The following is a 20,142-nucleotide window of genomic DNA, read 5'->3' as shown; positions in this document are numbered from 1 at the left end:
TTTTGTTATATTTGGTGATGATACAACGGCCGTTTTTTCACAGACTGACGTTAGCGGTAATGTTTGCAATCTATACTTAAAGACATAAAAATGAAACAGAACGAAATAAAAAAGAACCTTACTGAAACTTCAAAAAGTATTTATCATGATTATGGAAAATTTGCAATTGAATTTGAGCAATTAACATTGTCTATCAAGATTTGTATTTTTTCATTGCTGAAATTGCAAGGTCTTGAAGATTTTAAATATTTGAGAATACTATTGCATGACCAAACAGCATCACCGCTTCATCAAAAACTAAGAAGTTTACTCGCTTTACACTATGAGGAAAATCCAAAAAGGCTTAAAGCTGTTGAAAAACTATTTACTCATTCTAAAAAAATAATTGAAAAAAGAAACGATATAATTCATGGAAGTTTTTTTGTGTCTTCAGAAGAAGAAGAAGGGAATCTATTTAAAGATAAAGCTGCAAACACGGGTGTTAAGCAAATTGATGAAATTTATGACTCCGAAAAGTTTGCAACATATACTACTAAAGTCATTCTTACTAGACAAAATTTTGATATACTAAATTCATATCTCCACGAAGATGATACAGTTTTCGACCATTTTTTTAATGACGAAAAGCTTAAAGAATTAGACATTGAAAAGGATTAACACTACCGCTAACCGCCGTTTGGCAATATGGCGGATTTAGGCTTAATTTAAAGATGGTTTTATACTTGTAACAATTAGTCATTAACCGAAAGTTTAGGCTTCCCTAATCCTCCACATCGCCAAGCGACCAAACGTTAGTTGCAATTACACAAGACAATTCTAAAATCACTTGAAAATGAAATTAATATATTTATCTCTAATAACATTTTTAATTTTATTTCTTTCCTGTAATTCTTTAACCATGAAAGATGTATATGAAGATGAAAATCTTCCAATGATGATAAATGGTATTGTAGAAAATATTGAAATTTATAAAGGCGGAAATATAACTTTAAAAGTAATGTCGAAATCTGGCAACTCAAATTATATAGCTGTCGACACTGTACTTCAAAGTATAGTTCGTAAAAACGACTATTTTGAAAAAAAGGCAAATAGTAATAAGTGTTTAATTAGACGTAATGATAGTATTATATTTATAGATTGTTTTGACATTCCAAAAGAAATTAGGGATTCATTAAAAGCTGTAGAAGAATGGCCGAAAAACTTAAAAGGTAAATGGCAAAAAGTAAAGTAACTACAACTAAGAGCTACTACAAAGGATTTGGGCAATTGGCTTAATGGGAAGTTGGTTTTGTATTTGGGATGATTTGCTTCGCCTGTTCGCCGAGTTATCGTAACGTTTTTAAAGAGAATATCAAGAGGATTTATAGTCCTCTTTTTAAATTTAAATGCACTTGTCCATTCCGTATCAAAACTTGTCCATTCAGGAGTATTAAAGTTTAGGATACTTTATACCGGAAATGCATTTTATCTTTGAAGAATGGAATGGTGTGAAACAATAAAGGAATGGTTGTTTATTTTTTAGGACTTTAGCAGAGAGTGAAGGTTTATGAGTAATTGTTGGATAAGGGTTTTAATCGGAGTTGGAAGGGTAGGATGAAGGCGTAAAAAAGATGCTGAGAGTTTATTTTTATTGCCCCTTGATTGGTAAGAAAAATTGACTAAATAAAAAGTACTTTTGATAATTTTATAAGAGTTATTCTCTATTTTAGCAATGTCAAAAGGAATGATACTCGTCAGACCTATCTTCCCATTTTTGGGCGTATAGGTCTGATTTTGTCAGACCTATATATAAGTTAGCAGTAATTGTAAAAAATCGTTAAAATGGAATTTAAAAGCTCTTATAAAACAACTATTTCTGATCGTAATATTGAAGAAATACGAGGTTGGGTGATTAATGAAATGAATAAAATTGAGTCAAAAATAAATGATATAATTATACATTACTTTGAACCTATAGACAAAGACAAATTCAAAAAAATAATTTTAAATTCATCCATAATTTCTGTCGGAGGAAAAATCAAAATTTTAGGAAATATTGAGAATTTCGACCGTAAAATAATCGATAAAATTATGAAACTCTCCTCAATTCGTAACTCTTTTGCTCACATACCAATTTTAGTACACTTTGATATAGAGAAAATTGAAGATTCGGAAGGAGGAGCGGAATATAAACTAAATAGTTTCGATGATAAGATTGAAGTGATGAGTTCTTCTGGAAAATTAGAATCTAAGTTTGTTAGAGAAGAATTGGAAAAATTTGAATCTCTTAAAAATGAAATTACGGATTATATAAACAACTACTGCTAACACACGCTACAAGCAAGCTAGGCAATTGGCAAAATTTGAAGATGGTTTTGTATTTGAAAAAATAGTTTTTAACCGAAAGTTTAGGCTTTCTTAATCCCAGCCTGCGTGTAGCGCGAGAACGTTACCTGCAATAATTAACCAAGAAAACTCAAATAAATGGCAAAAGCAAAAGCAGAAATCTCTTTGGTCTCTGAAAATCCTGAGGTACCTAAACCCAAACTAACCAAATTAGTAATAAAAAATTATAGATGTATTGGTTCCACTCCTGTTGAATTAGACTTGAATGAAATTGTTGTTCTAGTTGGAGCAAATAATGTCGGAAAAAGTTCAATTCTAAGAGCCTATGAATTAGCAATGTCTCAAGGTTCTGCAAAAGCAAATTTAGCTCTTGAAGATTTTCCTCACAATAAAATTGACCCAGAAAACTTACCTGAAATTGAAATACATACAAGAGTTTTTGATAATGCTCCCGGAGATAAATGGATAGAAACCATTGAAAATGGTGATTTTATCGTAAAGGAAAAATTTACTTGGAAAAGTGAAGGAAAACCGATTAGACAAGGATGGGATGTTGCATCACAAGAATGGAGCGAAAATGTACCTTGGGGTGCGCCTAACGTTGCAAATTCTAGAAGGCCAGAACCTCATAAAGTTGATGCTTTTGATTCTCCAGAGAAGCAAGCTGAAGAAATTAAAAAATTATTAATGCAAGCTCTAAATGAAAGAGTTAAGAACTATAAAACTGCAAATAACGAGGAAGGAGAAGAAGAAAATGATTATCAGAAATTAATAAGACAAGTAAAGGACTTACAAAAGAGAATTCTTGAAGAGGCACAGGAACAAATTGATGAAGTCAACACAGAATTGACTAATTTAATTAGTAAAGTATTCCCAAATTATAAAATTGATTTTGATGCGAAAGCGGAAGATAATTTAGATAATGCAATAAATTTATTTAAAGCAGATGCGCAATTACTTATGGGACCTAGAGATGGATATTTAAGTACAATTGACAGACAAGGAAGTGGAGCTAGACGAACACTCCTATGGACGGCAATTAAATTTATATCTGAAAATAATCAGAAAGCAAAACCTGAAGGTTCAATTTCTAGACCACATTTATTACTTATTGACGAACCAGAAATATGTTTGCATCCTAATGCAATTCGTGAAGCTTGTAATTTATTATATGAATTACCTGTGACAGGTAATTGGCAAGTAATGGTAACAACTCACTCTCCAATTTTTATAGACTTTTCAAAAGACAACACAACAATTATTAAGGTTGAAAAAACTCAAAATGGTGAAATTAGAGGCACAACAGTATTTAGACCAGATAAAGTAAAGCTAAGTGAAGATGACAAAAGAAACTTAAAACTTTTAAATTTATGTGATCCTTATGTTGCCGAATTTTTCTTTGGCGGTAAAGTTATTGTAGTTGAAGGTGACACCGAGTATACAGCATTTAACTATGTTAAAAGACAAAAACCTGATTTGTACAATAATATTAACATTATTAGAGCGAGAGGAAAAGCCACAATAGTTTCGTTGATTAAAATATTAAATCATTTCGGCTCTGATTATTCAGTATTACATGACTGTGACAGGCCAAGAATAACTACAAAAGCAGGAAAGGAAATGGCAAATCCTGCATGGGGAAATAATCCTAATATATTAGAAGCAATTAATTCAAAGCCAGAAGGGACATCGACTAGATTACTAGCATCATTACCCAATTTTGAAGAAGCATATTTTGGAGAAGTTGCTGAAGAAGAAAAACCATATAACGCATTAAAAAAATTAGAAGAGAATGAAGATTTATTTAATATTGTTGAAACCTTACTGAAAGCGTTAATAAACTTTGAATCAGAAACTCCAATTAATTGTACCGAATGGAAATCTGTAGAGGAATTAGAAGAAAGTATTAAAGCAGTTTTAGCATAAAATTACTGCAGGTAACAGCTACTACAACGGATTTGGGCAATAGGCATAATGGAAAGTTGGTTTTGTATTTGGAATGATTTGCTTCGCCTGTTCGCTATCGCTCGGGTGGCAAATCCGAACAATGAATTCAAATCATCGAACTCACATGAAAATAAATGCAAGTGAGATAAACTCGCGTTGAATCCTTTGATAAACTCGGGACTGCACAACAAGATACCTGTCGTTAGTACTTTCGAGTTATCGTAAAGTTTTAAAAAGAATATCAAGAGGATTTATAGTCCTCTTTTTCTATTTAATGATACTTGTCAATTCCGGATTAAAACTTGTCAATTCGGGAGGATTAGAATTTAATAAACCTAAATACCGGAATTTTATCTTTAAAGGATGAAATGGTATAAAACAGTAGGGTAGTGGTTGTTTATTTTCCAGGACTTTACCAGTGAGGAAAGATATATGAGTGACTGAGGGATAGGGGTTTTCATCGGAGTTGGAAGGGTAGGATGAAAGCGTAAAAAAGATGCTGAGAGTTTATTTTTAATGCCCCTTGATAGGTAAGAAAAATTGACTAAATAAAAAATACTTTTGATGATTTCATAAGAATTTTTCTCTATTTTAGCAATACCAAAAGGAATGATACTCATCAGACCTATCTGCCCGTTTTTGGGTGTATAGGTCTGATTTTGTCAGACCTATACACAAGTTAGTCGTTATTTTGATCTACCGTAATTCGATGGTAATTGTCCAAAATTATAATTTCCCGTTCATTTACATAAAAAAAAATGATAACACACACATTTTATTTCCAAGAACAAGCCATAGAAATTACTCAAGAAATTGATAATTCAAAAGCTATTTTATTAAAAAGAGGCTTGATAAATAATTTTACAAAAACCTATATTATTGAAAAATACAATGAGGTTTTTCAAGTATTTCCATATGACATTGTAAGCTCAACAGATGAAATTGGTATATCAATCCATTCTACAGAATTAATTTCACTTTATTATGAGTTAGGAACTAATGACACTAAAGTCAGTAATGAAACGGTAAATGAATTAAAGGAAAAGAGAAAGGATTTTGGAGATGCCGATGATTTCAAATTTTTAATTGATGATTATGTTAGTGAATTACTTCATCATTTTGTATACAATTATGATAAAGTTCTAAATAACACAAAGGCACTACATTTCTTTACTAATATAGATGACGAAAAGATTATTTTAATGAATCTATTGAATAGATATAAAAGCGTTCTTAATGATGAAACAAAACAGATTAGTATATTTTGGAATATATCTTTGACGAAAAAAATATCTGATATCATCACAAAAATGTTAATCGACTTTATCGAACAAAGGCTCAAAATATTAACTGTTATTATAGACATTAGTCAAACAGAATATAAAACTACTTATGTAGATAGTAATATCAAACAAATAAAGTGGTTAGGAAGTCAACAGGAATTTTGTGAATTAATAATTTCATTGGAGCAAAATAGATGGATTGAAAATATAAACGATGGTGAAAGAAAACAATTTATAAATTCAGTAACGAGAGTTTTTGATTTTGAGAACACAAAGAGAAATGCAAAATCGAATCCGGAAAACTCCTTATATCAAACATTTAAAGGCGAAAATGAAAAAGGAGAGAGAATATTTCCGTTTTTAGAAAACAAAAAATATGAAAGAAAGTTTAGTTCTATAAAGAAAAACAACGGCTAACACACGCTACAACGGATTTGGGCAATTGGCTTAATGGAAAGTTGGTTTTGTTTTTGGGATGATTTGCTTCGCCTATTCGCTATCGCTCGGGTGACAAATCCGAGAATAGGGCTTAATTTAGTCCCAAACCCGCTGTAGCGCGAGAACGTTAGCGGTCAGTTGAGCAAAAATTGAGTAACAATGAAATGATTTAGTAACATTAACTACAGCATATAATTTTATTACAGCTTTTAATTTAATTGAAGAACAAAAAAAATAAAATGAAAAAAGTGATAATAGCGAGTGTGATATTGTTGTTAGTCAGTTGTAATGATAAAATAGCTGGTACTTTAGGTAGTGGATCCATATATGAATTTAAGTGCAGTGAAGAAAAATTAAATATATGCTTAGATAAATTTAAGGAAAGTTCTAAATATTTAGTAGTACCAGAAAAATGGAAGAAGTATGACAATTGGGAAGATATAGGTTATGGCTTTTTAAAGGGAAAAGTTTTTTACTTAAAAGGCAATAGCGATTTTGAAGAAGAAATGTATTACGTTACGGTATTAGGATCAAGTCCTAAATTAAAAAATATCGCTAGTACTTCTATAAGATCGGTTTTTAGAATGAAAGGAGGAACACCACGATGGTTGTATTTTGACGATTTAAGCAAATCAGAGGCAAAAGAAATTGAAAATAGATTTCAAAAAATAATTTTGAATAAAATGATAAAAAGCGATTGTAATTGTAATAGTTATGCAATAAAACCGAAACGTTACTGATATGTAGATACATCATCTCTTTAAAGAGCATAAAAGTTGTTATCTGGTAAGCGAACTGAATTGAAAATTGGAATAGATAAACTTTATAAATAAACAACCGAACCGCTAACAGCTACTACAACGGATTTGGGCAATAGGCTTAATGGAAAGATGGTTTTGTATTTGGGATGATTTGGCAAATCCGAAAACAGGGATTAATTTAGTCCCAAACTGCGTGTAGCGCGGGAACGTTGGCAGACATTATAAAACGAAACGTAGAAAAATTAAGATTAATTAATGAAAAAAATTATTATCGTAATTATTACGACTTTATTACTTGTTTCTTGTAAACTGACAAAAGAAACTTATGACAGTGGTGAATTAAAAAAAATCGGGAGAACATCAAGTGATTTAAAAAGTGGAAATTGGAAATTTTATCATAAAAACGGAAAGATATTTCAAAAAGGAAAATATCTTAATGGAAAAGAAATTGGTGTTTGGAAAATTTTTCACGAAAATGGTAAATTGCACCAGATCGGTAAATTTAATAATGGAAAACAAGATGGAGAATGGAAGTTTTTCTACGAAAACGGAAATAAAGAAGGAATTGGAAAATTAGATAATGGAAAATTAATTGGTCAATGGAATTGGTATCATACTAATGGTAAAATATATACAGAAAGATTATATACTGATGGAAAACTAATAACGATAATTAATTGTTTTGATGGAAATGGAAAGCAATTAGATAGAGGTACATTAAAAGACGGAAATGGAACACTAAATTTATTTGATGTAGATGGCAATTTACTAGAAGTTCAAAACTTTAGAGATGGAAAATATATAAAATAATGATCTGCCAACAGCCATTTTGAGCTAGCTGGAGTTTAGTGGAATTACAGTTTCGCATCAGGTTTTCGTTAACCGAAAACTGAGCGGTTACGAACTTCCAGCCATCTCAAAGTGGCTGGCTAGTTGAGAAAGTGAACGGAAATACAATAAAAGAATCAACGAAAAAAGTAACTAAAACTGAGATTTATCCTTAAACAAAAAATGACACATAAAAAATTGGTTACAAATGGAAGTTTATTTATATTTTTTTACGTTATTGCGAGTGCTATTTCTAATGTTTTTGTAAACCACACTACTAGGTCAATAAGTCCTATCGTTACTCTATTTTACTCTTCAATATTTACAATAATATTTTTTTCGATTCTAAATTTCGGAGAATTATCTAAAAATATTTCTCTGATAAAGGAAAATAAAAAATCGATTTTATGGCTGAATTTTCTTAATGCTATAATTTGGTTTATTATATTTTACAGTTTAAAAGTTTTAAGTCCTGCTGTGTTTTCGTGTTTATTTCTTGGAGCTATTCCTATTAACCTATTTATTCTTGAGCTAAAAAAATCAAAAGAAAGCAAAAAAAATAATCTTATAATTGCCATACTTCTATTGGCAATATTTATTTTAATGTTATTACTTGTCTCTAAAGATATGAGTGAAACTAATACTTCTCAAATATTGAAATATTGAGCTTTAGTGACAGTAATCGGAGGTGTTAGTGCTGCTTTTATTATGAAAATCTCTAAAAAATTGGCGGATAAAAACCTACCTGCTTCTTTAGTAGTTTCATTAAGGTTTTATGGCTTGCTAATCATTTCACTTATAATTATTATCTTGAATAAACCCCAACTTCAACTAAAACCAATTGTTCTTCTTGAACTTTTAGCATTAGCATTGGTTTCAATGGCTCTTCCTCTTTATCTGCTACAAAAAGCCTTAAAAACTTTAAATCCATTATACGCATCAATAATAATAACAGTAATTCCTATTCTTACATATCTGTTCCAGATATCAACAGGTTATTACTCATTTTCAAACTCAAAGTTTGGTATAACAATCTTGCTCTCTATATCTCTGATTGTTTTGACATATTTAAAGAGAAAAAAACAAACAAAATAATTGGGTGAAGATTTGTACTAGTATTGGGATTTTAATCAGTCAATAATAGGCTGAAAACCGATAATAAAAGGGAATAAAATTAGCTAAAATTTGGGCAAGAATTGGGTTTTGAGCCTGCCGAAAATTGGATTAGAATCGGTTATTAATTGGAATATCAGCTAGAAACAACCAGCCAGTAACAGCTACTCCTATGTAAAGCATCCAGTTATTCACAACTTTTGAGAGGGTTATATGTTGGTTGTTTTTCGAGTATAAAATTCCGTTCCAACGGCTTGTTGAAAAAGTTGGAAACAACTTTTTGTCCCGCTCCGCAAAATCTCACGACTTTGCTTTTTTTTTTAAAGTACTTCAAAACCGTAAATATGATAAAAGTCTCCCGACTTTAGTGAATGTATTTAGAATCCAATATTGCTTTCGAGAATTATAAAAGAATTGAATGAATTTTTAAGAGAATTTTGCATTCTCGGTTTTTTACTATTTAATGGCACTTGTCAATTCCGCATTAAAACTTGTCAATTCGGGAGTATTAGAATTTAGGAGAATTGCCATTTTATCTTTGAGAGATGGAATGGTGTGAAGTAATAGGAGAGTAGTAGCAGTAAAAATAACTTAGGTTAATATTCCTGTAAGTACTACAGTATTCAGCTAATTTTCGGGACTTATAGTGTCTTCTAAACTTGAAAAACGCATTTGTTGGCGGGAAACTCCGGCGATGTGGTGCATGCTTAAAAATAAGAATAATCCTCTTTTTATACAAGTATTTTGCTATATTTGGTGGTGATATAACGGAGGTTTTTTCACAGACTGACGTTGGTGGCTATATCCTTAAAAAATTAATTAAACAATTAAAAACATGAAAAAAATTACTCTTCTAGCTTTTTTTGCAATATTTATCACTTCCTATGGGCAAAATTATAAAGATTTAATAAAAAAAGGTGATTCGTGTTATAAGGCAAAAGAGTACAAAATTTCAAGAGATTACTTTGAAAAAGCCTTTAAAATAGAACATGCAAATCCGTCTCATCTATACAATGGTGCCTGCGCTGCTGCTTTGGCAAATGACAATAGCAAAGCTTTCGATTGGCTTAACTTATCCGTACAAAATGGATACGTAAACAGAACACATTTAAAAATTGACAGTGACTTAACTTCCCTACATTCTAAAAATGAATGGAAGGAATTAATTATAAAACTGGAGAAAAAAATGGAGATTATGGAAGTTAATTATGATAAACCACTACAAAAAGAGTTGCTTTCTATTTATGAGGAAGATCAGGGAATGCGAATTAAATTTATGTCAGTATATAATAACCCCAATCCAGATAGAAAAAAAATAGACAGTATCGGAAAAATATTGAATTATAAAGACAGTTTAAATTTAATTAAAGTCACTAAAATTTTAGATACTAAAGGATGGGTAGGTAAAGATGTTGTAGGTGAAGAGGCAAATAAGACACTCTTTCTTGTAATTCAACATGCTGATTTACAAACGCAACAAAAATATCTTCCTATGATGCAAGAAGCTGTTAAAAAGGGTAATGCAAGTGGTGCCAATTTAGCATTATTGGAAGACAGAGTTGCCTTAAGACAAGGCAAAAAACAAATTTACGGAAGCCAAATTGGAAAAGACAAAGAAACAAATAAGTATTATGTATCAATACTTGAAGATCCCGACAACGTAGATAAAAGGAGAGCTGAAATTGGTCTACAACCAATGGCTGATTATGTAAGTAAATGGCAAATAAAATGGGATGTAGAACAATATAAAAAAGATTTGCCTGAAATTGAAAAAATGAGTAAACCTAAAAAATAAACACAGCACACAACAGCTACTACAACGGATTAGGGCAATTGGCTTAATGGAAAAATGGTTTTGTATTTGTGATGATTTGCTTCGGCTGTTCGCTATCGCTCGGGTGGCAAATCCGAAAATAAGGCTTAATTTGAATCCCAAAACCTGCTGTAGTACCAGAACGTTGGCAGTAATACGCCCGCAGAATTGAAAAAATGACGAATATAAAATTAAATAAAATGAAAGTATATAAATCAAAACTTGGAATTGAATTAATAATCCCAATTTCAGTATTATTTAGCTGGATAATTTATACATTAGTCATTGAAAAAAAATGGGTGGGTTTATTTATTATTATATTAACATCAGTTTTTATCTGCTATACTTTCCTATCTATAAAATATACAATTGAAAAAGAAAACTTAAATATTAAATGTGGCTTTTTTGGAAGCAAAGATATTGACATTAAAACAATCCGAAAAATTTCAGAAACATATAATCCATTAAGTTCACCAGCCGGCTCAATTGATAGATTAGAAATAGTTTATAATAAATTTGACAGTATTCTTATTTCTCCAAAAGACAAAAAAGCGTTTCTTGAAGATTTAAAAATAATAAACCCAACTATTGAAGTCAATTACCGAAAGAATAAATAAAAAAGGAAATAAACAGTGTATAAAACCTTGATGAATAATAGCACTACCGCCAACAGCTACTACAACAGATTTTGGTAATTGGCTTAATGGGAAGTTGTTTTTGTATTTGGGATGATTTGCTTCGCCTGTTCGCTATCACTCGGGTGGCAAATCCGTAAATAGGGCTTAATTTAGTCCCAAACCCGCTGTAGTCCCAGAACGTTGTGCGTCATTCCGAAACTAAAAAAATAACATATGCGTTTTTTCAAATTTTTTATCATACTTATCATATTTTATTCGGGAAGAGTATTTGCTCAAACGGCTATTGATACTTCAATGGCTGTAAACATTGGCGGAATCAAGCAATGGATAAATATTTCTACCAAGGATGCTTCAAAACCGCTGTTACTTTTTTTAAGTGGTGGACCAGGCGAGTCTGACATGGAGTATAAAGATTATTTTACTAAAAAATTACGTGAACAATTCGTCGTTGTCATTTGGGATCAGCGAGAATCAGGGAAAACAGTTCAGTTAAATGCATCTCCCGAACTACTGACGATTGAAAGGTATCAGCAAGATACACATGAGTTAATCACATATTTACTACACCGCTTTAATCGTCCAAAGTTATACTTGGTAGGCTTTTCCTGGGGAACGGTATTGGGAATAAAAATGGCTCACCAATATCCTGCACTTTTATATGCTTATGTTGCAGTAAGTCAGTTAGTAAATCAAAATAAAAGTGAACAGCTGTTACTACAAAGATTAAAAGAGCAGGCAACAACAAAGAATAATCAAACCGCCCTTGCTGAATTGTCGCGTATAAAAATCCCGTTCGAAAACAAGGACCAAGTGTATTACCAACGAAAATGGTTGTTTTCTTTCGGCAATAATCCAGTTTCTGACGCAGAACTAAGAAAATCGTTTGACGAATTCCCTAACTCAATGTTCATGTTGTTCAGAGAAGCAAGCAATATTGACTTTAGAAAAAAAATTCGGACACTTCAATGTCCAATCTATTTCTTTGCTGGTAGGAATGACTATCAAACAAACCACGAACTGACATACAGCTATTACCAGAAGCTCGATGCAAAAAACAAACATTTTTGTTGGTTTGAGAAGTCGGAACATACGGTGCCTTATACTGAGCCCGATTTTTTCCAGCAAACCATTATAGAAAAAGTTTTACCGGAAACATTTAAATGAACGAACGCACAACAGCTACTACAGCGGATTTGGGTAATTGGCTTAATAGGAAGTTGGTTTGTATGTGTGATGTTTTGCCAATCCGAATAAGGGGCTTAATTTAGTCCCAAATCCGATAGTAGCGGGACGTTACCTGCAAGCCATTAAAAGCCTAGAAATTAAGTGAATTCTTTGATAAAAAATGTCTAACAATTAAAAAAACAAAGTATGAGTCGAAAAAGTAAAATCGCAACACTATTTTTTATGGCAATTTCTGTTATTTGCCATGCACAGCAGCCTAAAAATGGAGCGTCTTTATCAAATGCGGAGAAACCTAACATTTTAATCATTTTCCCCGATGATGTAGGTTGGCAAAATGTCAGCGCTTATGGATTGGGAACAATGGGTTACAGAACTCCTAATATTGATCGGATTGCACGTGAGGGCATTATGTTTACCGACCATTATGCCCAACCCTCATGCACTGCAGGTCGTGCAGCCTTAATTACAGGCCAATACCCTATAAGGAGCGGGATGACAACTGTTGGAAGACCAGGTGCTGAACTAGGGTTAAAAAAAGAATCACCTACACTTGCTGAAGTGTTAAAAGCACAAGGGTATGCTACTGGTCAATTTGGCAAAAACCACCTGGGCGACAGGAATGAACATTTGCCAACGGTACATGGGTTTGACGAGTTTTATGGTAACCTATATCATTTGAACACACAAGAAGAATATCAACAGAAAGATTATCCGCAGGATCCGGAATATTTTAAAAAATACGGAACACGAGAAGTACTACATACTTGGGCTACAAATGTAGATGATCCGACCGTTGATCCTCGCTTTGGTAAAGTAGGCAAACAAAAAATAGAAAAAACCGGGCAATTATCTAAAGAAAGAATGGAAACGGTTGATGATGAATTTATTGATGCTTCTCTTAAATTTGCTAAGAAAGCTAAAGGAGAAAAAAAGCCATTCTTTATATGGCTTAATACAAGCCGGATGCATATGTTTACACATCTGAAGCCAGAAAGTCGCTATCTGGCATTGCCATATACCACTGAGCATGATATGTATGGAAGTGGTATGATGGAGCATGACAAGCAGGTAGGAATGATGTTGGATGAATTAGAAAAAATGGGGCTATTAGAAAATACAATCGTTGTTTACTCTACAGACAATGGCCCGGAGCATAGTGCTCGTGCACATGGTGGAACAACCCCTTTTAGAGGCGAAAAAATGACCACTTATGAAGGAGGAGTAAGAGTTCCCATGATGGTAATGTGGAAGAATCAGATTCCTAAAGGGCAAATTTTAAGCGGTATTCAGGCACACATGGATATTTTCACGACACTTGCCGCTGCAGCTGGGAATCCGAACGTAGCAGAAAAGATGAAAACAGAAAGAAAGCAATACATTGACGGTGTAAACAATCTGGATTATTGGTTAGGAAAGACAAATGAAAGTAAAAGAAATAATTTTATTTACTATCACGAATCTGACATTAGAGCCGTTAGAATCAATCAATGGAAATTAAATTTCCAAACCAGTGAAAATTATTATGCTCCTTACGTGAAGGAAAAATTTCCAATCATTTATAACCTAACTTTTGATCCTTTTGAAAGCTTTGATAACTTGACAGACCGGTCAGATATATTACAGCGCAAGCAATGGCTGAATGAACCAGTACAGGAACTCTTAAATGAGCACATCAAGTCTTTAATAGAATTTCCTCCAGTACAAAAAGCAGCTACTTTTGATTTTTCGGAATTGATGAAAACATTGATGAAAGGGGAACAATAAATAAAGTAATTTTTAAGGTTTAGAAAGAATTGGCATAAAAGAAATGAAATAATTTATTAAAATAATCTATAAAAGTATTGGCAGGACAAATGGTAAATATCAAGGTTTGAAGAAAAATATTACATAACCTGTCAATACTTCTACAATTTACCCGTATAACGAGCAGGTAACCGTCGTTTGGCAATATGGTGGGATTAGGCTTAATTTAAAGATGGTTTTGTACTTGGAAAATTGGTGTTTATCCGAAGCTTTAAGCTTCCTTAATCCGCCACATCATCAAGCAGCCAAACGTTGTAGGCTAGTTAAAATCAACATTTAGTTTAAAAAACACCGAAAAGAGAATAAAATTAAATTTATTAGTTTAATAAAAAAATAGTGATTTGGTTTCTCGCTAATTAAAAGATAAATATGATTACAAAAAGATTTACAGAGTTAATTTAAAATACATTTTCTTAATTTTTATTGCAGTTTTTTTGAGTACAATTTTACACGAATTATCTCATTGGAGTATTGGAGAAATTTTGGGCAACAAAATGATAGCAACATTAAACGGAACAAATCCAGTTTTTGGAGAATTACAAAACGAATGGAACAGAAACTGTATAACATTGGCTGGACCGTTGTTTACAGTTTTACCTCTTAAGCCCGAATGATGAGGGAAGGTTTGGAATGTCAATTGGAGTAGGATTGTTCACAATTTCAATATTTGTTTGTAGTTTTCTTTTTGGTTTACAAAGTAACAAAAGAACTTAAAATAGGTTTGAAATTTAAATACTTTAAGTTTCATTTTTTGTTGCTTGTTTTTATTGTTACTAACATATATTGATGCGAAATTTAAAGTAAAATAACTTGAAAGTAGAAAATTCAATTAGTTAGATTTCAGAAGAAATTATCAGAAATTTATATAAAAATCAGAAAAGATAACCAGCCTCCAACAGCTACTACAACGGATTTGGGCAATTGGCTTATGGAAAGTTGGTTTTGTATTTGGGATGATTTGCTTCGCCTGTTCGTTATCGCTCGGGTGGTAAATCCGAAAAATGACTTAATTTAATCCCAAACCCGCTGTAGTAGTGGGACGTTATGTGTGATTCAAAAAAAATGCGGTAAGAATTTGAAGGGTTACCAATTCTTGGTAACTTAGCTAAAAATTAAAATTATGGGACGCAATACTTCAATATCATTAGGGAATCATTTTGAAAGTTTTATTGAGCATACAATTAGTGATGGAAGATACACTAATGCCAGTGAAGTTATTAGAGCCGGGCTTCGCTTATTAGAAGAAGAAGAAAATCGAGTTATTGCATTAAGAAAAGCCATACAAGAAGGAATTGATAGTGGAATTGCTAAAGATTTTGAACCTAAAAAGTTTTTGGAATCTTTAAAAGCAAGGAAAAAGTAAATGGCAAAATATTATTTTACAAATAGAGCACTTGAAGATTTAACCGAAATTTGGGATTATACCGTAGAGGAATGTTCAGAAAACCAAGCGGAAAAATATTATAATCTTATTATGGCTTCATGCATGGATTTAGCAAGTAACCCACAACTTGGAAAACCATATGATATTCTTTCGTTAAATGTCCTAGGTTATAAATGTGGTGAACATATTATTTTCTATCGGGAAATTTTAAAAAATGAAATTGAAATCGAAAGAGTGTTACATGGAATGATGGATTTGAAGAATAAAATATAGAGGAACCACACATAACAGCTCCTACAACGGATTTGGGCAATAGGCTTAATGGAAAGTTGGTTTTGTATTTGGGTCCCGGAGTCTCGGGATTGCTTCGCCTGTTCACTATCGCTCGGGTGGTAAATCCGAATAATAGGCTTAATTTAGTCCCAAAGGGACGTCAGGCTGTGAAATAACTACTTCAAATTTAGAAAGTATTCGGTGGGCCACCAAAGAAAAAATTCAAATATGAGAATCTCCAGAGGTTCATTTTAGTTTTTTCACAGACTGACGTTGGCAGAAACCCTAAAAGAATCGTAACTAAAGAAAATAAGAATAATGGAAGAGAATAGAAAAAATCATTGGGAAACAGTTTACGAAACAAAAAATCCAAACGAAGTAAGTTGGACTCAAGAAATTCCGAAAACTTCATTAGATTTTATAAAATCGTTTGATTTAACAAAAAAATCAAAAATTATTGATATTGGTGGCGGAGATAGTAAACTCGTAGATTTTCTAATCGAAAATGGTTTTGAGAATATAACTGTTTTAGATATTTCGGCAAAAGCAATTGAGAAAGCGAAAGCAAGATTAGGAGTAAATGCAGAAAAAGTAAATTGGATTGTAAGCGATATAACAGAGTTTGAGCCAAATGAAACTTTTGAAGTTTGGCACGACAGAGCAACTTTTCATTTCTTAACGAGTGAAGAGCAAATTCAAAAATATATGAAAACTGCAAGAAAATCAGTTTCAGGATATTTAATTGTTGGAACATTTTCTGAAAACGGACCGAAAAAATGTAGCGGTTTAGACATAAAACAATATAGTGAAGAAACATTAACCGCCGAAATGGAGAATGGATTTAAAAAAATAAAATGTGTAACCGAAGACCATACAACGCCTTTTGAAACAAAACAGAATTTTATATTTTGTAGTTTTAAACGACAATTAAACTAACCAAAAGGGCTATCTGTCAACTCTTGCTACTAGTGATTTGGGCAATTGGCTTAATTTGAAAATGGTTTTGTATTTGGGATGATTTGCTTCGTCTGTTCGCTATCGCTCGGGCAAATCCGAATAATGGACTTAATTTAGTCCCAAACCCGCCGTAATACCAGAACGTTGCGGTAATTAACATAAACAACCGTATTAAAATGAATATAAGCAATGTAGAATTTACTAGGGAAGATGTTGTCTATTCAAAAATCGGATCTGCACTTGTCTCTGCTCAAAGAGTTGAGTCTATTGCGGGAAAATTGTTAGAATTATTAGAAAATCACGGAGAAGATTTTAGTGTAATGAGCGAGGATTTTACAAGTAATTCAGAGAAATCAAAAAAAGTACGAAAAAAGACTCTTGGGTATATTTTCAATGTTTTAAAACTAAACCCAAAATTAGTCCTTGCCGATGAACTTGATGAATATTCTAGATTAAGAAATATTTTAGTCCATAAATTTTTCGAAACTCACTTAAATACAAAATCTGATGAGCAGATGTGGAAAGTAATAAATTTTTGCTATTCGTTTGGAAGATTTTCTAATAGAGTAGAAAAGTTTTTTGAAGGCTTTTTATATTTCCTTGCTCTGAGATATGTAACAGACATGCATGATTTGCCCAAAGAGCTACAAAATAAGAGAGAATCGTTTGAATACTTTATGAAATCTCTTGATCATAAAAAATTACAAGGAATTAAAGGCGAAAGTATAGACACTTTTGATATTTAATAAGTAAATAGAAATAACTACCGCCAAAAACTACTACAACGGATTTGGGCAATTGGCTTAATGGAAAATTGGTTTTGTATTTGTGAGAATTTGATTAATCCGAAAATATGGCTTAATTTAGTCCCAAACCATTAGTAACAAGGCAACGTTAGCAGTAAGACTTGAGAGGCAAAATCTAGAAAATAACGACAAAAATAAGAGCCAAAAATGAACTTTAAAATAAAGAATAATATAGACAAATTTGGGACAGTCGGGCTTTTTCTAACTGCGATTTTTTCACCTTGTTGTTTTCCGATTTTTGCATTTGGAGCATCTGCACTTGGACTTGGAAGTATAGAATTATTTGGAGGTTGGACAATGTGGATTTTCCAGGCAATGGTTTTGATTTCAGTTGGCGGGATTTATATTTCATACCTAAAGCATAAAAGTTTATATCCGCTATTAATTGCAATTCCAAGCGGAATATTAATATTTTTCATTTACTATTTGAGTAAATCCGAAAATTTAATTTACTTAATTTACTCAGGAATGTTTGGGCTGTTTATTGGAACAATCGTAAATTATTACCAAAATAAACTTCACGGAAATTGTAAAACTTGCGGAATATATGACGGAAAAACTGTTGAATTAAAATCGATAATTACTTGTCCGAAATGCGGACATAAAAAAGTAGAAATGATGCCGACAAATGCTTGTGAGTTTTTCTATGAGTGTGAAAGTTGTAAAACAATATTAAGACCATTAGAAGGAGATTGTTGCGTCTATTGTAGTTATGGAAGCGTGAAATGTCCGCCAATTCAAGTTGGAGCAGGTTGCTGTTAAGCAGAAAATAAGTAATAAATTAGTCCTCCTGCTAACATGAAAGGCAAAATTTATAGGTGATCTTGTATTACGATGAGTAATTGTAGCATGATTTTGCTTTTTTTTTAAAGTCTTTAAAAACCTAAAATATAATAGAAGTCTCCCAACTCCGAAAATTGGCTTATTGTCAAAAATAAATTTAAACAATTTTTTTAGATGAACTGACGTTATTTTTAGCAGTACAAAAGTTTCACTTTGGTACAACTTTTGTACATTTGTACAATGAAAAAACAAAGAACAATCATTTTTTATAAAGATTATTTTGAAGAATTCTTTGAAAAACAGCGAGATAAAGTAAAAAGCAAGATTATCTGGACGTTACAAGTAATTGAAGAATTAGAAAGAATTCCAGAAACGTATCTTAAGCATATTGAAAATACAGACGGGCTATTTGAGATCAGAGTTCAACAGGGTAGCGACATTTTTAGAATCTTTTGTTTTTTTGATGATGGACAATTGGTAGTTTTAACAAATGGATTCCAAAAGAAAACACAGAAAACACCAAAGAATGAAATTGAAAGAGCAATTAAAATCAAAAATGAGTATGAAAACGAAAAATAATAATATCAAAACATTAGACCAGTTTAAAGACAAACATTATGGCAAAGTGGGAACCGCTAAGCGTGATGAATTGAATGCTGGTTATGAAAACTTTCGAATTGGAGCAATGATTCACGAAGCCAGAATCCAAAAAGGCTTAACTCAAGAAGAACTTGCCGAAAAAGCGGGAACTACTAAATCGTATATATCTAAAATCGAAAACAACGTAAAAGAAGCAAGATTCTCAACGCTTCAAAAGATTGTTGAACTTGGCTTGGGTGGACATTTGGAATTATCCATTAAGATATAAGAATTATTGATTCTCCAGAAAAGTATTGTCACTTTTCTGGAGAACTGTCTAATGGAGTAACTTCTTATGGAAAACCTGCTTTAAGGAAAAATTGGAATAAAGCACAAAAAAAAACAATTTTAAAGACCAATTGTTTTGTAGTTTTTTAAATTTGAATGGTAAGTGAAAATATATTTCCCTCTACTGGTTTGAGAGTGTATTCCTTCTTCTTTTACAAATACAAAAATATGAGATACGTTTTAGCATTTTTTTTGCCATAATTATTCTTCTTGTTACAAGGTAAAATTGCATCAGGTATTGTTGTTTAGTTTTATTCAATTCCCAATCTTCTTGCAATTGAAGAGCGAACCTGTTCAGGTTTTAATTGTTCTCCTTCAATTTCGCTCGACTTTACTACATCCAAAGTTAATGTTTTAAGCATGGTTTCCTCTTGCAATGGAAAACCAAGGCCTTACATTACCCCAAGTATTTTGCCTTGCTTATGCCGAACTTCTCCAAGTATAGAAGTAATTACATTCGCATCCCAAATGAATTTTGGTCAATCTTTTTTTTGATGGATATACATATTTACCGCAAAAAAAATTATGCAGTGATTATTTTAATTTATCACCGCTTTTTTGCCGTAAAAACAAAGTTGTTTTCACCGCATCTGTATAGTTATTTTAGGATGGGACAAAAGATACTCGTTTTTTAGCACGATTAAAAATTTAAACAAGAAGATACAGGCACAAAAAAAGGAGGTCTTTTTAAAGGACCTCCGATTGTAGATTCTGATTTACCATTTATCAACTCATACTCTTCAGCATGAAATGACTATTTGAATAAGCTTCTCTTTTCAGACGGTTTTGCTCAAGTAATAAATCAAAACCACACTCAAAGATACAATTTATTTTTGCCATAATAACTGTTACCCATTGGTTTAGCTAATCATTAACTC

The 20,142-nt window shown here is 32.0% G+C and carries 22 protein-coding genes and 1 pseudogene; 22 read left to right on the top strand and 1 reads right to left on the bottom strand.

The genetic code is table 11. The annotated features are described in order from the left end of the window. The first annotated feature begins 90 nt into the window (after positions 1-90). The 22 genes and pseudogenes from ABEB23_RS04995 (at position 91) to ABEB23_RS04890 (ending at position 19,205) form a co-directional block, all read left to right on the top strand. Positions 91-657, top strand: coding sequence for a hypothetical protein (locus ABEB23_RS04995; protein ID WP_348811318.1), 567 nt, complete (start codon positions 91-93; stop codon positions 655-657). Positions 658-832: 175 nt separating this feature from the next. Next, positions 833-1,231: a hypothetical protein gene (locus ABEB23_RS04990; protein ID WP_348811317.1), complete on the top strand. Its 399-nt coding sequence runs from the start codon at positions 833-835 to the stop codon at positions 1,229-1,231. A gap of 590 nt (positions 1,232-1,821) precedes the next feature. Next, positions 1,822-2,307, top strand: a complete 486-nt coding sequence (locus ABEB23_RS04985; RefSeq protein ID WP_348811315.1) for a hypothetical protein — start codon at positions 1,822-1,824, stop codon at positions 2,305-2,307. Positions 2,308-2,463: 156 nt separating this feature from the next. Further along, positions 2,464-4,251 (top strand): ATP-dependent nuclease, encoded by a 1,788-nt coding sequence (locus ABEB23_RS04980; protein WP_348811314.1) that lies wholly within the window; start codon positions 2,464-2,466, stop codon positions 4,249-4,251. A gap of 779 nt (positions 4,252-5,030) precedes the next feature. Beyond that, complete coding sequence (locus ABEB23_RS04975) at positions 5,031-5,972, top strand: hypothetical protein (RefSeq protein WP_348811313.1); 942 nt, start codon at positions 5,031-5,033, stop codon at positions 5,970-5,972. 260 nt (positions 5,973-6,232) lie between these two features. Further along, the gene (locus ABEB23_RS04970) at positions 6,233-6,733 is read left to right on the top strand and encodes a hypothetical protein (protein ID WP_348811312.1); all 501 of its coding nucleotides are present in this window, start codon (positions 6,233-6,235) and stop codon (positions 6,731-6,733) included. 276 nt (positions 6,734-7,009) lie between these two features. Next, a complete protein-coding gene (locus ABEB23_RS04965; protein ID WP_348811311.1) occupies positions 7,010-7,564 on the top strand; it encodes a toxin-antitoxin system YwqK family antitoxin in 555 nt (184 codons plus the stop codon). Positions 7,565-7,765: 201 nt separating this feature from the next. Beyond that, positions 7,766-8,248 carry a hypothetical protein gene (locus tag ABEB23_RS04960; RefSeq protein ID WP_348811310.1) on the top strand — a complete coding sequence of 161 codons (483 nt, stop codon included), beginning with the start codon at positions 7,766-7,768 and terminating at the stop codon, positions 8,246-8,248. Positions 8,249-8,254: 6 nt separating this feature from the next. Continuing rightward, the gene (locus ABEB23_RS04955; protein ID WP_348811309.1) at positions 8,255-8,677 is read left to right on the top strand and encodes an EamA family transporter; all 423 of its coding nucleotides are present in this window, start codon (positions 8,255-8,257) and stop codon (positions 8,675-8,677) included. Positions 8,678-9,530: 853 nt separating this feature from the next. Next, complete coding sequence (locus ABEB23_RS04950; RefSeq protein ID WP_348811308.1) at positions 9,531-10,490, top strand: DUF6624 domain-containing protein; 960 nt, start codon at positions 9,531-9,533, stop codon at positions 10,488-10,490. 218 nt (positions 10,491-10,708) lie between these two features. After that, a complete protein-coding gene (locus ABEB23_RS04945) occupies positions 10,709-11,125 on the top strand; it encodes a PH domain-containing protein (RefSeq protein ID WP_348811306.1) in 417 nt (138 codons plus the stop codon). Positions 11,126-11,359: 234 nt separating this feature from the next. After that, on the top strand, positions 11,360-12,310 hold the full coding sequence (locus tag ABEB23_RS04940) for an alpha/beta fold hydrolase (protein WP_348811305.1): 951 nt from the start codon (positions 11,360-11,362) through the stop codon (positions 12,308-12,310). A 207-nt stretch (positions 12,311-12,517) separates the two neighbouring features. Beyond that, a complete protein-coding gene (locus ABEB23_RS04935) occupies positions 12,518-14,095 on the top strand; it encodes an arylsulfatase (RefSeq protein ID WP_348811304.1) in 1,578 nt (525 codons plus the stop codon). 473 nt (positions 14,096-14,568) lie between these two features. Further along, positions 14,569-14,748 (top strand): hypothetical protein, encoded by a 180-nt coding sequence (locus ABEB23_RS04930; protein ID WP_348811302.1) that lies wholly within the window; start codon positions 14,569-14,571, stop codon positions 14,746-14,748. Positions 14,749-15,254: 506 nt separating this feature from the next. Further along, on the top strand, positions 15,255-15,497 hold the full coding sequence (locus ABEB23_RS04925; protein WP_348811301.1) for a type II toxin-antitoxin system ParD family antitoxin: 243 nt from the start codon (positions 15,255-15,257) through the stop codon (positions 15,495-15,497). Beyond that, on the top strand, positions 15,498-15,791 hold the full coding sequence (locus tag ABEB23_RS04920) for a type II toxin-antitoxin system RelE/ParE family toxin (RefSeq protein ID WP_348811300.1): 294 nt from the start codon (positions 15,498-15,500) through the stop codon (positions 15,789-15,791). It abuts the gene before it with no gap. Positions 15,792-16,109: 318 nt separating this feature from the next. After that, positions 16,110-16,727, top strand: coding sequence for a class I SAM-dependent methyltransferase (locus ABEB23_RS04915; protein ID WP_348811299.1), 618 nt, complete (start codon positions 16,110-16,112; stop codon positions 16,725-16,727). Positions 16,728-16,924: 197 nt separating this feature from the next. Beyond that, positions 16,925-17,494, top strand: a complete 570-nt coding sequence (locus tag ABEB23_RS04910; protein WP_348811298.1) for a hypothetical protein — start codon at positions 16,925-16,927, stop codon at positions 17,492-17,494. A 207-nt stretch (positions 17,495-17,701) separates the two neighbouring features. Next, positions 17,702-18,046: pseudogene (locus ABEB23_RS04905) on the top strand (MerC domain-containing protein); the annotation flags it as partial. 51 nt (positions 18,047-18,097) lie between these two features. Next, the gene (locus ABEB23_RS04900) at positions 18,098-18,316 is read left to right on the top strand and encodes a GDCCVxC domain-containing (seleno)protein (protein WP_348811875.1); all 219 of its coding nucleotides are present in this window, start codon (positions 18,098-18,100) and stop codon (positions 18,314-18,316) included. A gap of 261 nt (positions 18,317-18,577) precedes the next feature. Further along, complete coding sequence (locus ABEB23_RS04895) at positions 18,578-18,916, top strand: type II toxin-antitoxin system RelE/ParE family toxin (protein WP_348811297.1); 339 nt, start codon at positions 18,578-18,580, stop codon at positions 18,914-18,916. After that, complete coding sequence (locus tag ABEB23_RS04890) at positions 18,900-19,205, top strand: helix-turn-helix domain-containing protein (protein WP_348811296.1); 306 nt, start codon at positions 18,900-18,902, stop codon at positions 19,203-19,205. Before ABEB23_RS04895 ends, ABEB23_RS04890 begins: the two co-directional genes overlap by 17 nt. Before the next feature lie 310 nt (positions 19,206-19,515). Here ABEB23_RS04890 and ABEB23_RS04885 read toward each other — a convergent pair whose 3' ends face one another. Next, positions 19,516-19,641 carry a DUF4172 domain-containing protein gene (locus ABEB23_RS04885; protein WP_348811295.1) on the bottom strand — a complete coding sequence of 42 codons (126 nt, stop codon included), beginning with the start codon at positions 19,639-19,641 and terminating at the stop codon, positions 19,516-19,518. Positions 19,642-20,142: the final 501 nt, after the last annotated feature.

The sequence above is a fragment of the Flavobacterium maritimum genome, assembly GCF_040049085.1.
Classification (GTDB): domain Bacteria; phylum Bacteroidota; class Bacteroidia; order Flavobacteriales; family Flavobacteriaceae; genus Flavobacterium; species Flavobacterium maritimum.
This window is presented reverse-complemented; position numbering and strand designations above follow the sequence as displayed.